This window comes from Actinospineispora spinosispora DSM 44797, assembly GCF_000429025.1.
Classification (GTDB): Bacteria; Actinomycetota; Actinomycetes; order Mycobacteriales; family Pseudonocardiaceae; genus Pseudonocardia; species Pseudonocardia spinosispora.
In genome coordinates, this window is the sequence record NZ_AUBB01000024.1 from 37,801 (window position 1) to 52,156 (window position 14,356).

14 protein-coding genes are annotated in these 14,356 nt (G+C 68.8%); 9 read left to right on the top strand and 5 right to left on the bottom strand.

From position 1 onward, the window contains the following. Positions 1–18: 18 nt before the first annotated feature. Entirely contained in the window at positions 19–1,857 is a 1,839-nt protein-coding gene (locus G406_RS45940; RefSeq protein ID WP_156934767.1) for an AMP-dependent synthetase/ligase, read from the top strand. Here G406_RS45940 and G406_RS0110070 read toward each other — a convergent pair. Then, positions 1,854–2,444, bottom strand: coding sequence for a TetR/AcrR family transcriptional regulator (locus tag G406_RS0110070; RefSeq protein WP_211241103.1), 591 nt, complete (start codon positions 2,442–2,444; stop codon positions 1,854–1,856). The genes G406_RS45940 and G406_RS0110070 overlap by 4 nt on opposite strands. A 90-nt stretch (positions 2,445–2,534) precedes the next feature. On the opposite strand from G406_RS0110070, the gene G406_RS55170 reads away from it, so the two are divergent. The 7 genes from G406_RS55170 (at position 2,535) to G406_RS0110105 (ending at position 8,862) form a co-directional block, all read left to right on the top strand. Further along, a complete protein-coding gene (locus G406_RS55170) occupies positions 2,535–3,752 on the top strand; it encodes an MFS transporter (RefSeq protein ID WP_084215941.1) in 1,218 nt (405 codons plus the stop codon). After that, positions 3,718–4,647, top strand: coding sequence for an MBL fold metallo-hydrolase (locus G406_RS0110080; RefSeq protein ID WP_037075950.1), 930 nt, complete (start codon positions 3,718–3,720; stop codon positions 4,645–4,647). The genes G406_RS55170 and G406_RS0110080 overlap by 35 nt, the downstream gene beginning before the upstream one ends. A 13-nt stretch (positions 4,648–4,660) precedes the next feature. After that, a complete protein-coding gene (locus G406_RS0110085; RefSeq protein WP_028933730.1) occupies positions 4,661–5,587 on the top strand; it encodes a fumarylacetoacetate hydrolase family protein in 927 nt (308 codons plus the stop codon). Between the two features lie 226 nt (positions 5,588–5,813). Next, positions 5,814–6,986 carry an alpha/beta fold hydrolase gene (locus G406_RS0110090; protein ID WP_169736670.1) on the top strand — a complete coding sequence of 391 codons (1,173 nt, stop codon included), beginning with the start codon at positions 5,814–5,816 and terminating at the stop codon, positions 6,984–6,986. Positions 6,987–7,064: 78 nt separating this feature from the next. Then, on the top strand, positions 7,065–7,271 hold the full coding sequence (locus G406_RS0110095; RefSeq protein WP_028933732.1) for a hypothetical protein: 207 nt from the start codon (positions 7,065–7,067) through the stop codon (positions 7,269–7,271). A 54-nt stretch (positions 7,272–7,325) separates the two neighbouring features. Next, positions 7,326–7,517, top strand: a complete 192-nt coding sequence (locus G406_RS0110100) for a hypothetical protein (RefSeq protein WP_028933733.1) — start codon at positions 7,326–7,328, stop codon at positions 7,515–7,517. Between the two features lie 88 nt (positions 7,518–7,605). Further along, the gene (locus G406_RS0110105) at positions 7,606–8,862 is read left to right on the top strand and encodes a cytochrome P450 (protein ID WP_028933734.1); all 1,257 of its coding nucleotides are present in this window, start codon (positions 7,606–7,608) and stop codon (positions 8,860–8,862) included. A gap of 62 nt (positions 8,863–8,924) precedes the next feature. Here G406_RS0110105 and G406_RS0110110 read toward each other — a convergent pair whose 3' ends face one another. Beyond that, positions 8,925–10,232, bottom strand: coding sequence for an MFS transporter (locus G406_RS0110110; protein WP_028933735.1), 1,308 nt, complete (start codon positions 10,230–10,232; stop codon positions 8,925–8,927). Positions 10,233–10,536: 304 nt separating this feature from the next. Between G406_RS0110110 and G406_RS0110115 the strand changes: the two genes are divergently transcribed. Then, the gene (locus tag G406_RS0110115) at positions 10,537–10,986 is read left to right on the top strand and encodes a universal stress protein (RefSeq protein WP_028933736.1); all 450 of its coding nucleotides are present in this window, start codon (positions 10,537–10,539) and stop codon (positions 10,984–10,986) included. A gap of 43 nt (positions 10,987–11,029) precedes the next feature. Here G406_RS0110115 and G406_RS0110120 read toward each other — a convergent pair whose 3' ends face one another. The 3 genes from G406_RS0110120 to mhpA are packed head-to-tail and all read right to left on the bottom strand — an operon-like array spanning position 11,030 to position 14,335. Then, the gene (locus G406_RS0110120) at positions 11,030–11,953 is read right to left on the bottom strand and encodes a VOC family protein (protein ID WP_028933737.1); all 924 of its coding nucleotides are present in this window, start codon (positions 11,951–11,953) and stop codon (positions 11,030–11,032) included. Between the two features lie 3 nt (positions 11,954–11,956). Then, positions 11,957–12,808, bottom strand: a complete 852-nt coding sequence (locus G406_RS0110125) for a fumarylacetoacetate hydrolase family protein (protein WP_028933738.1) — start codon at positions 12,806–12,808, stop codon at positions 11,957–11,959. Positions 12,809–12,829: 21 nt separating this feature from the next. Beyond that, positions 12,830–14,335: a bifunctional 3-(3-hydroxy-phenyl)propionate/3-hydroxycinnamic acid hydroxylase MhpA gene (mhpA, locus tag G406_RS45950; protein WP_037075953.1), complete on the bottom strand. Its 1,506-nt coding sequence runs from the start codon at positions 14,333–14,335 to the stop codon at positions 12,830–12,832. Positions 14,336–14,356 lie beyond the last annotated feature (21 nt).

A 14,356-nucleotide genomic window follows, 5' to 3' on the forward strand; every position in this document is an offset into this window, starting at 1 on the left:
CACAGTAGAGTGTCCTCGATGAGCGCGAATGGTGTGCGGGGGACCGTCCTCGACCTGGTGGACCGCAACGCCACAGCGCACGCCGGCATGACCGCGATGATCGACAACGGCACCGTTCTCAGCTGGTCGCAGTACCGGCAGCGGGCGCGGGCCGTCGCGCTGGCCCTGCTCGAACTGGGCCTGGAGCGCGGTGAGGTCGTCGGTCTGCACATGGTGAACCGCGCCGAACACGTGCTCGCCGACGTCGGTGTCCTGATGGCGGGTGGCGTCCCGACCAGCTTCTATCTCGGGCTCACCGCCGACCAGCTGTACTACCTGGCGCGTGACTGCGCGGCATCGGTGATCATCGTGGACGCCGACCAGCTCCCGCTGTGGCAGCAGGTCCGCCCCCGGCTGCCGTGGCTGCGTCAGATCGTGGTGCTCGACGCGGACGACGATGACCCGTTATCCGCCGGTGTCCTGCGGTTCGAGCGGTGGATCGACGACGCCGACCACAAGCTGGCGAAGCGCGGGGCCCTGGTCGATGCCTCGCGCGCCCAGGTCAAGGCCGACGACGTCCTGGCGATCGTGTACACCTCCGGGACCACCGGCCAGCCCAAGGGCGTGATCCTCACCCACACGAATGCGCGCTGGATGGTGGAGGAGGTCGCGCGACAGATCGGTGAACATCTCGGTGGCGCGGTGGGCTGGTCGTCCATTTCCTATCTTCCGTTCGCGCACGTCGCTGAACGACTCTTCTCCTACTATTTCGCATTGACCAGCACGGTCACCGTGACATTTGTGCGTGATGTGAACCAGATGTCGGCCGTACTGCCGGTCGCGCGTCCCTATCTCTACTTCGGGCCACCCGCCGTCTGGGAGAAGATCTACAGTTCGGTCCGGGCGCAGATGGCAACCGCGACCAATCCGGCGAACCGGGTGCTGGGTCGCTGGTCGGTGCAGGTCGCGCAGTCGATGGGGCGCAAGACCTTCGGGCAGCGCGCCCCGTCGATGATGAGCCGGATGCTCCACCCGATCATGAACCGCCTGGTCTACGAGAAGCTGCGGGTCGCGCTCGGTATGGACCGGGTGGTGTTCGCGGTGAGCGGCACGTCCTCGCTGTCGCCCGAGGTGATGACCTTCTTCGCCGGTATCGGCATCACCATCATCGAGATCTTCGGGCCGACGGAGAGCGGGATGGTCACGATGAGCCCGCTCGATGCGCCGCGCATCGGCACCGTGGGCCGCTCGATGGCCGGCGTCGAGCTGAAGATCGCCTCGGACGGCGAGATCCTGGTCAGCAGCCCCGCGGTGGCGCCGGGCTACCTGCGCCGAGCGGGCGGGGTGAGCGAGATCCTCGACTCCGACGGCTGGTTGCGGACCGGTGACCTCGGCGAGCTCGACGACGACGGCTACCTGCGGCTGTACGGACGCAAGCAGGAGCTCATCACCACCTCGACCGGCATCGAGATCTCCCCTGGCTACGTCGAGAGCACCCTGACCAGCGGGTCGACGCTGATCGGCTCGGTGTTCGTGTACGGGGACAGGAAGCCAGGGCTGGTCGCGCTGATCACGCTCAACCCGGACACCTGGCAGGACTGGTGCATGGCGAACGGCGTCGTGATGGAGTCGACGAACCAGGCGCTGTACAACCCCAAGGCGCGCTCGGAGATCGTGCGCGCGATCAAGGCGAGCAACGAGCTGCTGCCCGAGGGCGGGCAGATCCGGGACTGGGTGCTGCTCGAGGAGCACTGGAGCTACGAGACCGGTGAGCTCACGCCCACCATGAAGCTGCGCCGGTCGGTCATCCTCGACCGGTACCGGGAGGAGATCCTGCGGCTGTACGCGGGCCTGCCGGCCCTGGAGCAGGAGAGCTAGCCGTACCGGAGCGCGGCGGTGATGAAGGAGCGCAGGACGTCGTTCTTGCGCGCGGCCCCGGGCTCTCCACCCAGCGCCGCGATGCGGTCGTCGAATGCACTCTGGGTCAGCGCGCCGACCGCGAACAGGTACGCCCACTCGTAGAAGCCGGGCCGCTTGCCCGGTAGCGCACCCTTGAGCGCCTCGATGAACCGGCGGGCCATCGGGTCGAACAGGCCGCTGATCACCTTGCGCTCCCGGCTCGACGGGTCCGAGGCCTCCCGCAGGACGAGCTTGCGGTACCAGATCCCGTCGTCGTCGAGCTGGATGACCGGGTCCATGAACGCGGCGACGATCCGCTCCAGCGCATCTGGCGCGGTCAGGTCTTCGACCTTCTCCAGCAGCTCCTGACGTTCGTCGTTGACGTGCTGACGCCGCTCGAACACCGCCGTGTACAGGATCAGCTTCGACTCGAAGTGGTAGCCGATCAGCGACAGCTTGACGTCGGCCGCCTTGGCGATCTCGCGCAGCGCCGTGCCGTGGTAGCCCTCCTCGGCGAACACCCGCTCGGCGGCGTCGAGGATGCGGTTGCGCCGGTCGGGTAACACGGCCCTCCTTGACCAGACTGACTGGACGTCCGTACAGTTTCCTGGGCCAAGCTTAATGGTTGGTCGTGGCCATTCAACAGGGGGCGCGCAATGGGTGCACGCGCGCGGTGGGTGGTACTGGTCGGCGGTTTCATCGCCTACCTGTTCGACGCGTTGGAGATCATCCTGCTGTCGCTCGCCCTGCCGGCGATCCGGCAGAGCATGCAGCTCACCGCCACCGAGGCCGGCCTGCTCGCCACCGCGACGCTCCTCGGCATCGGGCTGTCCAGCGTGCTCGCCGGCTACCTCGCGGACAACTTCGGTCGCAAGAAGGCGCTGCTCGCGTCGCTGCTGCTGTTCGGCACGTTCACCGCGCTGCTCGCCGTCGTCCCGAACTTCGAGCTGTTCCTGCTGTTCCGGTTCATCGCGGGCTTCGGGCTGGGCGGCGTGTGGAGCGTCGTGTCGGCCTACGTCGTGGAGACCTGGCCGAGCCGGCACCGCGGTCGGGCGGCCGCGTTCGTGCTGAGCTCGTTCCCGATCGGCGGAGCGCTGGCCGCGGTCGCGTCGGGGCTGTTCCTGCCGGACTGGCGGCTGCTGTTCCTGGTGGCCGGTGCCGCCGTGATCGTGCCGGTGCTCATCGTCGCGCTGCTGTTCGACGAGTCGGAGCAATGGCGGGACGAGCACACCGAACCGGTGTCCATGGCACAGATCTTCACCGGGTCGCGGGCGCGCACCACCATCCTGGCGACGCTCGTCGCCTCGTTCGCGCTGACCGGCTGGTGGGGTGCGTCGACCTGGCTGCCGACCTACCTCAGCAGCGTGCGCGGCGTCCCGCCGGCGACCGTCGCGCTGTACATGACGGTGCTGAACCTGGGCATGTTCGTCGGCTACAACGTGTTCGGCCTGATCGCCGACCGCATCGGCCGCCGCGCGGCCATCATCGCGTCCCTGCTCGGCGTCGGGGTGACACTGCCGCTCTACGCGCTGACCGCGAACCAGACGGCACTGCTCTGGTTCGGACCGCTGTTCGCCTTCTTCGCCGCGTTCACCGGGCTGTTCGGGTCCTACCTCGGCGAACTGTTCCCCACCCGGATGCGCGCCACCGGCGCCGGGTTCTGCTTCAACGTGGGCCGGGGAGTCTCGGCCTTCGCCCCGCTCGCACTCGGCGCGCTGACCGCTGGCATCGGGCTCAGTGGCGGCCTGCTGATCTGCGCCGGGTTCTTCATACTGGCCGGGTTGGTGACGTTCCTGCTCCCACGTACCGACGGCCGACAACTGAAAGGAACGCCAGTCCATGAGGAAGCTGCTGCCGGACCCCGAGCTGGTTGAGGTCACCTCGGGGGTCTACGCCTACCTGCAGCCCGACGGCAGTTGGATGGTGAACAACACCGGCGTCGTCACCGGCCAGGACGGCTCGTACCTGCTGGTCGACACCACCTCGACCGAGGCGCGCAACCGCTCCTTCTTCGCCGCGGTCGAGACGATCAGCTCCCAGCCACCGACCGCGCTGGTCAACACCCACCACCACGGTGACCACACGTACGGCAACTGGCTGATGCCGGAGCGGACCCCGATCATCGGGCACGTGACCTGCCGCGAGGACGTCATCGCCGCCGGGCTGGTCGCCGCGCAGGTCCTCACCGGACCGGACTACGGCCACCTCGAGGTGCGGCCGCCGAACGTCACGTTCACCGGCAGCATGACGCTGCACCTGGGTGAGCGTCGCGTCGAGCTGATCCACGTCGGTCCCGCGCACACCCGCAGCGACGTCGTGGTGTGGCTGCCGGATGAGCGTGTCCTGTTCTCCGGTGACATCGTGTTCGCCGGCGGCCAGCCGTTCCTGGTCGAGGGCAGCGTCGAGGGGTACCCGAAGGGCATCGCCGCGATCCGCGAGCTGCAACCGGAGATCCTGGTGCCCGGCCACGGACCGGTCGTGCGGGGCGACGACATCCCCGCGCTGCTCGACGACCTCGTCGAGTACGCGGCGTTCGTCGCCGAGACCGGCCGCGAGTCGCACGCCGCCGGGCTGACCCCGCTCGAAGCGGCGACCAAGGCACGCGACAACCGGTTCGCGTCCTGGCAGGAGAGCGAGCGGCTGGTCGGCAACCTGCACCGGGCGTACTCCGAGCTCGGCGGCAACCCGCTCGACACCCGCATCCCGCTCGACGGGGTCTGGCATGACATGGTCGCCTTCAACGGTGGCCCCATCGGCTGTTTCGCCTGATCAGGGAGATCGAATGCGCTGGGTCAGCTATGTGTCACCGGCCGACGGCACCGAGCGTGCGGGTCTGGTCCGCGACGGTGAGGTGCGCGCGCCCTCGTCGACGGCAAGTCTGCTCGACCTGATCGAGACCGGTCTCGACGCGGCCGCGCAGCGTGCGTCGTCCTCGCCTGCCGAGGTCGTGGCGCTGGACGGGCTGCGGTTGCTGTCGCCGATCCCCCGGCCGCCGTCGGTGCGCGACTTCCTGTGTTTCGAGGAGCACCTGCGCAACGCGCTCAAGGCGCTGGGTCGGACCGAGATGCCCGAGGTCTGGTACGAGCAGCCGGTCTTCTACTTCACGAACCCCGCCGCGGTCCGAGGCCCGGACGAGCAGATCCCGGTGTCTCCCGGGTCGTCGTTGTTCGACTACGAGGTCGAGGTGGCCGCCGTCGTGGGGAAGGGCGGCTCCGACCTGTCCCCGGCCGACGCCGAGGCGCACATCGCCGGCTACACGATCCTGTGCGACTGGTCCGCGCGCGACCTGCAGGCGCGCGAGTCGACCATCGGCCTCGGCCCGGTGAAGGGCAAGGACACCGCGACGAGCATCGGCCCGATGCTCGTGACCCCCGACGAGCTGGAGCCCTACCGCGATGGCGCCGGCTACCGGCTGGCCATGAACGGTTCGGTCAACGGTCGGCACTACGGCGGCGGCAGCTGGGCGGACATCTACTGGTCCTTCGGGCAGATGCTCGCCTATGCCTCCCGGGGCACCGTGCTGCGCCCCGGTGACGTGATCGGCAGTGGCACGGTCGGGACCGGCTGCATCCTGGAGTTGTCCGGGCTGCACGGCAGCGAGGCGTACCCGTGGCTGGCACCAGGTGACACGGTTCGCATCGAGGTCGAGCAGCTGGGCGCGATCACCGGCCACATCACCGAGGGCGCGGTACCCGTTCCGCTCCGATAATGTCCGGCCTTCTTTTAACCTGATTGTCATCTGTTCGCTTATTGTTAACCGCTTTCAGGTTAATTCTGCCGCGCATCAAGAATGCGGTATAGCGCATTGTGGTTGCGATCGCACCTGCCGTTGGTGCTTTGTCGAGATGAGTGTGCTCTAATTCAATCCGCGAGGCCGGGAAGAGCGAAGGGGCTCGATCCCGTCACTGACGGATCGAATGGAAGAGGCTCTCGGGATGCGTGCCCTCTCAACTAACGCTGATCTGAAACTATATTGCTTCCCCTGGTCAGGGGCATCTCGATCAGCATATCAGGTATTAGCAGAATTGATGCCCGAGCGGGTCGAAGTGGTTGGTGTCCAGCCGCCGACGACTGCGAATATCGAGGCGATGGCCGCTATTCTCTCGAGTCGGATCGACTCGGATGTCAGGCGTGTGTTCTTCGGGCACAGCTTCGGCGCACTGCTCGCTTACGCGGTCGCCCGACGAATGCCGGTCGCTCCGGAACTGTTGGTCGTCTCGGGGAGCCGGGCCCCGCACGTCCCGGTCCCGGTGCCGCTGCGCGACCTTCCGGACCGGTATCTCGACCTGATGCTCGGACGCATGGGCGGAATGTCACCGGCGCAGCTGGCCGACCCGGAGCTCATGGCCCGGTTCCGGCCCAGGGTGCGCACGGACCTGTCGATCTGCGAGTCCTACGAGGCGCCGGTGGAGACCCTGGACGGGATTCCGATCAGCGCGTGGGCGGGCCGGGACGACTGGTACGCGCCATCCTGGCTGACACGTCCTTGGCAACGCTTCGCGCCCGGCCGCTTCCGACACCGGCTGTTCGACGGCGGACACTTCTTCATCAACGCCGTCGAGCACGTGGTCGACGCGCTGCTCGACGACATCGAATGGGCCGCCACCCAGCGTGCGCTCCCCGGCGCGGGTGACGGTTTCTCCCTCACCGACCTGGCGCCGTCGGATCGCGCCGAGCTGCTCGCCATGGCCGGCCGGTGCTCCCCGGACACCCTGCGTTCCCGGTTCCTCAGCGTCACGCCGACCGCCGCGACCAGTCACGTCGAGACCCTTCTGCGCGCCGCTGACTGCCGGACGGTCGTGGTGCGTCACCCCAGCGCCGGGATCGTCGGCTTCGGGTCGCTCTTCCTGAACGGGACGGCGCCCGCCGAGGTCGCCCTGCTGGTCGAGGACGGCTTCCAGAGCCAGGGCCTCGGTCGTCGTCTGCTCGACACGCTGCACGCGCATGCCGAGGCGGAGAACGTGGCCGCTCTGGAGATGACCGCGCTGGTCGGGAACTCCCGGATGATCCGCTTGTTCCGTGACGCCCGGTTCAGCCCGGCGGGCGCGGGCGCGGTGACCGCGGTGCTTCCCGTTCAACCGGCGCCGGTGGGGGTGGGGCGTCCGTAAACGAGACGCCTACAAAGCGTTGCCGGGCGATACTCTGCGTGAGGGATTCCGTCCGACCGACTCCGAGGAAGTGACGCGATGATGGCTGTCGGGTGCTCGCTGGCGGCGGTGTTGCTCATCGGGCTCGGGGTCTGGAGTCTGCGCACGGTTCCGGAACGGGTGCCGCGCTCGCTCGGCGAGCGCGAGCGCCGGCAACGCATGCGGATGCTGCGCCGAGGCGCCACCGCCTGCTTCCTGGTGGCCGCGATCCTGATCTGCTTCGTGGTCGACGCCGTCGTTCACTGACGGAAGCCCTGTGCGGGGTGGGGGAATCGGGTTAGCGTGGGCGCGGGAGGGTTGATGACCCTGATCGTCGTTGTGCTGGCCCTTGCGCTCATCTGGCTGGAGCACACGCTCGTCACCACCGCGTCCGTCGTGTTCGTGGTCGTTCTGCTCGTGCCCTCGGTGATCGTGGACCTGTTGGTGCTGTTCGGTCCGAAGCCGGACACGAACCACGATCCGCTCGCCCGGTACCGGTCCCGACGCGACTGACCGTCCGACGAACGCGGCCGACGTCTAGCCGCAGTGCTTATTTTAGATTAAAATAAGTCATCCCAAGGTTCGGTTGCGGAAGGCGGCAATGGTGCAGAGCAGGCCCGACTACGACCCGGTATCGGTAGGTTCGCTCGCCTTCTGGGGGCAGCGGCCCGAGCAGCGCGAACAGTCGCTGAAGGTGTTGCGCGACGAACGGCCGGTGAGCTGGCAGCGGCCCGCCGAGGGGTCGATGCTGCCGCAGGCCGAGGACGCCGGGTTCTGGGCGATCACCCGGCACGCCGACATCGTCGAGGTGAGCAAGCGCCCCGGGGACTTCTGCTCCGGCCAGGGCATCATGATCGAGGACGTCCCGGAGAGCATCCTCGAGGCCGCGTCCTCCTTTCTGGCGACCGACGCACCCCGGCACAGCGCGCTGCGCCGGCTGGTCAGCGCGGCGTTCACGCCGAAGCGGGTGGCGAAGATCGAGGAGCAGATCGCCGACCAGGCGCGCCGGATCGTCGACGACCTGCTGGAGACCGGCGACTGCGACTTCGTCGACGAGGTCGCCAGGAAGCTGCCGATGTGGACGATCTACGAGATGTGCGGCCTGCCCGAGGAGCAGCGGCTGCCGGCGGCGCATGCCGCTGACGGCATGGTGTCCTGGTCGGACGAGGACGTGCGCGCCGGGCTGCAGCCCGCCGAGCTGCTCGGGCAGTCACTGTTCACCCTCAGCGGCATCGGGCTCGGCGTCGCCGAGGCCCGGCGCAAGGAGCCGCGCGACGACCTGATGACCAACCTGGTGCAGGCGGAGGTCGACGGAGAGCGGCTCACCGACCAGGAGATCGCCGCGTTCTTCGTCCTGCTGTCCGTGGCGGGCAACGACACGACCCGCAACACGATCAGCTCGGCCATGAAGGCGCTGACCGACTTCCCGGACCAGCGCAAGATCCTGCAGGCGGACTTCGACGGCACGATCGGCACCGCGATCGAGGAGTTCGTCCGCTGGGCGAGCCCGGTCATGACGTTCCGGCGCACCGCGACCAGGGACGTCGAGCTGCACGGCCAGCAGATCCGCAAGGGCGACTGGGTCGTGATGTTCTACGCCTCCGGTAACCGTGACGACCGCGTGTTCGACGACCCGATGTCCTTCGACGTGCGGCGCACCCCCAACCAGCACGTCGGCTTCGGCGGCGGTGGCCCGCACTTCTGCATGGGCAACATGCTCGCCAGGACTCAGCTGCGGGCGATCTTCGACCAGCTCCTGCACCGGGTACCGGACCTGCAAGCGGGTGACCCGGTCCAGGTCGTCGGCAACTTCGTCGACGGCGTCAAGTCAATGCCCTGCACCCTGAACCTCACCTGACGAGGATCACCCGTGAGTGGCGAGTGGTCCCCTGAGACCACTCGCCACTCACGGGTCCTTGACTAGCTGCGGCGGCTCTTGCCCACTCGCACCGCTACCAGGGCCGCCGACAGCATGCAGACGCCGACCACCCACAGGCCGGTGCGGTTGGAGCCGGTGAGGTCGGACAGCGCGCCGGTGACGTACGGCGCGACGAAGCCGGACAGGTTGCCCAGCGCGTTGATCAGCCCGATCCCGGCGGCGGCCGAGGCGCCGGTGAGCAGCGCGGTGGGCAGCGACCAGAACGTGGGCAGCGCGGCAAGCACGCCGCACGCGCAGATGGTCACCGCGATCATCACCATGAGCGGGTTCTGCAGGTACAGCGCCACCGGGATGGCGAGACCACCCAGCGTCGAGGGGATCGCGACGGCGGCGACGCGGTGCCCGGTGCGGTCCGCGCGCCTCGCCCACAGGATCATCACGACCAGCCCGATGAGGTACGGGATCGCGGTGATCACGCCGGTCTCGATGGTGTTGTAGTCGGTGCCGAACGTCTTCTCGAACCCGGCGATGATCGTCGGGAGGAAGAAGCCGAGCGCGTACAGGCCGTACACGATGCCGAAGTACACCCAGGCCAGCGCCAGGACCTTCGGGTTGAACAGCGTGGACCGGATCGACGTGGGTGCGCCCGCCGCCGCGGTCTCGGCCTGCTCGCGCTCGATGAGCGCGGTCAGTGCCTCGCGTTCCTCGACCGGCATCCACTTCGCGTCCTTCGGGCGGTCGGTCAGCAGCCACCAGGTCACCGCCGCGAGCAGCACGGCGGGGATGCCTTCGAGCAGGAACATCATGCGCCAGCCGGCCAGGCCGAACCAGCCGTCGGCGTACCGGATGATCGTGGTGGACACGACGGCGCCGAGCGCGCTGGACACCGGGATGGCGATGAAGAACGCGGCGGTCATCTTCGCGCGCTGCGCGGCAGGGAACCAGTAGGTCAGGTACAGGATGATGCCGGGGAAGAACCCGGCCTCCGCGACTCCCAGCAGGAACCGCAGGATGAGCAGCACCGTCGCATTGGGTGCGAAGGCCATCGCGGTGGCCACGATGCCCCAGGTGATCAGGATGCGGGCGATCCAGCGGCGCGCGCCGAACCGGTGCAGCGCCAGGTTGCTCGGCACCTCCAGCACCAGGTAGCCGATGAAGAAGATGCCGGCCGTCAGCCCGTACATCGTCGCGCTCAGCCCGAGGTCGCGGTTCATGCCGTTGGGGCCGGCGAACGCGATGTTGACCCGGTCCAGGTAGTTGACGAAGTAGAGCAGGATGAGCAGCGGGACCAGTCGCCAGCCGGCGCGTCGGACCGCGGATCGGGTGAGGTCGGCGTCGATGCCGGTCATCGTGAACACCCTTCTACAGCTGTGGCCGCGACGGCGCGTCGCTGAATCAGCCTACTGAATACAGGGCCTTCGGTGTGACCTGTCGCGCAACAGCCCCGCCGTGGGCGGCTCACCAGGCGCCTCTGCCGGCAATTAACAGATTGCTAACCTCTATGACATAAGTGGTGTTATAGAGCGTTGTGACGGCACTCGCAGTAAGCCCGGCTTTTTCTGTGACGGTCTCGTGTGCTCTAATTCGGGTTGTTGGATATGGGAAGGGCAATGCGGCTCACGTCCCCTCGCTGGTCACTGAGGAGGGTTTCTGATGGGTGCCTACAAAAGGATTATCGTCGGTTCGGACGGCTCGGCGACGTCGCTGCTGGCGGTGGACCGGGCCGGTGCGATCGCGGCGGAGGCCAATGCCGAGCTGCTCGTCGTGTCGGCCTACGAGCCCGCCGACAAGGCCGAGGTCGCCGCTGCCTCGGACGCGCTGAAGGCCGACGCGTTCCAGGTCGTCGGGTCGGCGCCGGCGGAGAATGCGCTGCGTGAGGCTGCTGACCGGGCCCGCGCGGCCGGTGCGACGAAGGTCGAGACACTGGCTGTGCAGGGCGCCCCGATCAAGGTGCTCGACGACGCCGTGACCGACTGCGACGCGGACCTGTTGGTCGTCGGTAACGTCGGCCTCAACACGCTGACCGGTCGGATCCTCGGCTCGGTGCCCAGCGGCGTCGCCCGCAGGGCCGGCGTGGACGTGCTGATCGTGCACACGTCCTGAGGATATCGAATTCCTGCATTCTGATAATTGTCAGGAATGGTGGTCAACCCGCCGAATGCGCTCCGGTCATGAGCGCGGCCAGATCGTCCGGCTGCAGGAATGACGGGGGCGGCGGCGGGCCCCACGAGTAGAGACCGGCCATGCCGTGCAGCACGTCGGGACTCCACAGCTCGTCCTCACCGATCGCGTCCATGTCGGAGTAGTACTCGGAGAAGTTGCCGGCGGGGTCCTTGAGGTAGTAGAAGAAGTTGGCGCCGGCGAAGTGCCTGCCCAGACCCCAGATGTGCCGCTCGGGGTGACCGTCGAGCATGGTCTGCGCGCCCCGGCCGACCTCGTCGACGTCCTCGACCTGCCAGCTCGTGTGGTGCAGGAAGTTGACCGGAGCGGCCATGACCAGCACGTTGTGGTGGTCGACCGAGCAACGCATGAACGCGGCCCGGTCACCCATGTAGTCGCTGACCTTGAAACCGAGCCCCTCGGTGAAGAACCGCATCGCGGCGGCCAGATCGGTGCTGCCGAGCACGGCGTGGCCGAGCTTGCGCGGCGTGACCGGGTCGGTGCGGGTGAGGAACGGCGCGCGTCCCCACCGCTCGACCCGGCCCGGCCCGTTGTACGGGGTGGGCGAGGGCACCGGGTCGACGATCAGGCGCGGGCGGACCGTGACACACACGGGTGTCCCGGTCGACGGCTCGGTGGCACGCAGTGAGTCGTGCTCGACCGAGACCGGCAGGTCCAGCGCACGCAGCCGGCTGGCGATCGAGGCGATGTCGTCCGGGTCGTCGGCGGCGATCGTCAGCTCGGCCAGCCGTCTGGTCGGGGCGTGCACGATCTCCAGCTGGTCGCCGCCGTCGCGGGTGGCGAACACTCCGTCGCCGCGAGGCCGCAGCCCGAAGTCGGTGTAGTACGCGATGGTCTCCGCGACGTTCGGGACGCCGATGCGGACCTTGGCCAACCCGTGCAGTGCCATGGCTCAGTCCTCCGCCACGAAGCGCTGGTGCAGTTCGCCGATGCCGCTGATCCAGCTGTCCAGCTTCTCGCCAGGTCGCAGGAACCGCTGCGGCGTGCGTCCCATGCCGACCCCGGCCGGCGTCCCGGTGAAGATCACGTCGCCCGGGTACAGCGTCACGGTCTCGGAGAGCGCGGCGACGATGCGCGGCACCGAGAAGATCAGGTCGCTGGTGCGGCTCTTCTGCACCTGCTCACCGTCGATCGAGCAGCCCAGCTCCAGGTCGTCCGGGTTGTCCAGCTCGTCGGGGGTGACCAGCCACGGGCCCTGCGGCGAGAACCCGGGCAGCGACTTCGCCAGACCGAACTGCGGCGCGGGCCCACGCAGCTGCGCGGTGCGCTCGGAGATGTCCTGGCCGACGGTGAGCCCGGCGACGTGGGACCACGCGTCGTGCGCGGTGACCCGGCGGGCGGTGCGGCCGATGACCGCGACCAGCTCGACCTCCCAGTCCACCGTCGTTCCCTCGGGGATGACGACCTCGCTGTCCGGGCCGGCGAAGCTGGAGACGTACTTGGTGAACACCGGCGGCAGCTGGGTCGGCGCCTCGAAGCCCGACTCGGCGGCGTGGGCCTGGTAGTTCAGCCCGATGGCGAACACCTGGCGCGGCTCCGGCGAAGGAGCACCGAGCCGGGCACGGTCCAGAGCGATCGTGTCGCCGGGGGACAGGCTCGCCGCCCACTCGACGACTTCCTGCCAGGACTCGTAGACCGACTGCAGCCCCGGCCCGAAGCGGCCCTGCGACGCGGTGGCGATGTCGACGGCCCGGTCGGAATCGACGACCAGGGCCGCGCGGTTGTCGAGGTTGGCGATGCGCATGGACTCTCCTAGCGGTACTGATTAGTGGGCAGGGCTGGTCAGCGTGTGGGCAGTGGTCAGGAACTGCGTGGTCAGCGCCGCGCAGTCGGCGTGGTCGGCGACGGCGCCGAAGATGTAGCGGTCCGGTCGGAGCAGGACGGCGGCGGCGCCGCGCTCGGTGAACCAGCGGGTCGCCGCGCCGGTCACGTCGTCCAGGTCGGCGCCGGCACCGATCGAGAGCGCCGGTAGCCCGGGGCTGACGACCGGGTCGAGGGTCAGCAGCACCGGGCCGTCGCCGAGGAGATCGTCGAGCAGCCCGGTCCGGCCGTCCTGGGCGACGGTGAACTGCGGGAGGAGCGTCCCGCGCAGCGCCTCGATGTCGACGTCGCGCGCCGTCACGCCGGGCCCGAGCACCGGCAGCGCCGCCACCGGCAGTACCCGGCGCGGATCGGCGCCACCGGCGATCATCCGGGCGTCCCGCCGCGCCGCCTGTTCCGGATCGAGCACGCAGATGACCCTGCCGAGCTCGACCGACAGCGCGATCGCGTGCTGCAGGTGCACCAGGCGTTCGTCGGTGTAGGTGTCCAGGAGCGCGGGCCCGGACTCGCGGCGCAGTACCCGGTCCAGCTTCCAGACCAGGTTCGCCGCGTCGCGCAGGCCCGAGCACATGCCCTGCCCGGCGAACGGCGGCATCTGGTGCGCGGCGTCGCCTGCGATCAGCAGCCGGCCCTGGTTCCACCGGTGCGCCCAGCGCGCGGCGAACGTGTAGACGGCGTGCCGCTCCAGGGTCGTGTTCGACGGGGCGCGACCCCAGGCTTCCAGCAGCTGCCAGGCCTTCTCGGTGCAGTTGAGCTCGTCGCGGGTCTCGCCGGGCAGCCGCATGAACTCCCAGCGCCGCCGCCCGGGACCGCCCGACACCACGGTCGTCGGCCGCGCCGGGTCGCACAGCTGCCAGTTCTGCGGCGACCACTCGCGGTCGTCGAGGGGGATCGTGTCGACGATCAGCCAGTCGAAGAAGAACCCCTGGTCCCGCACCTCGACGCCCATGTGGCGGCGCACGAAGCTGTTCGCCCCGTCGCAGCCCACGACGAACCGCGCCCGAGCCTGCTCGCCGTCGCCGTAGGTCACGACGACCTCGTCGTCGTCCTCCTCGATGCCCACGACCTCGGCACCGCGCAGCAACGTGACGGTCGGCATCGCCTCGACCGCGGTGGCCAGGACCTGCTCCAACTGGGGCTGGGAGAAGAAGCTCGCCGTCGGCCAGCCCGACGGCCCGGCGCCGGACCAGTCCATGCGTACCAGCAGCTCACCGGCGGCGTTGCGCCACTCGTAGTGGTCCGGCACCGCCTCGGACACCGCCCTGACCTCGTCGGTCAGCCCCATCGACTGGAAGATCCGGCCGATCTCGTCGTCGAAGTGCACTGCGCGCGGCAACGGGTACGGAGCAGGCCAGCGTTCCCGGACGAGCACGGCACGCCCACGCAGCCCGAGCAGCCGCGCCGTCGCCAGCCCGACCGGCCCGGCGCCGACGACCACCACGTCCCACATGCCTACTGTCTACTCAAGCGA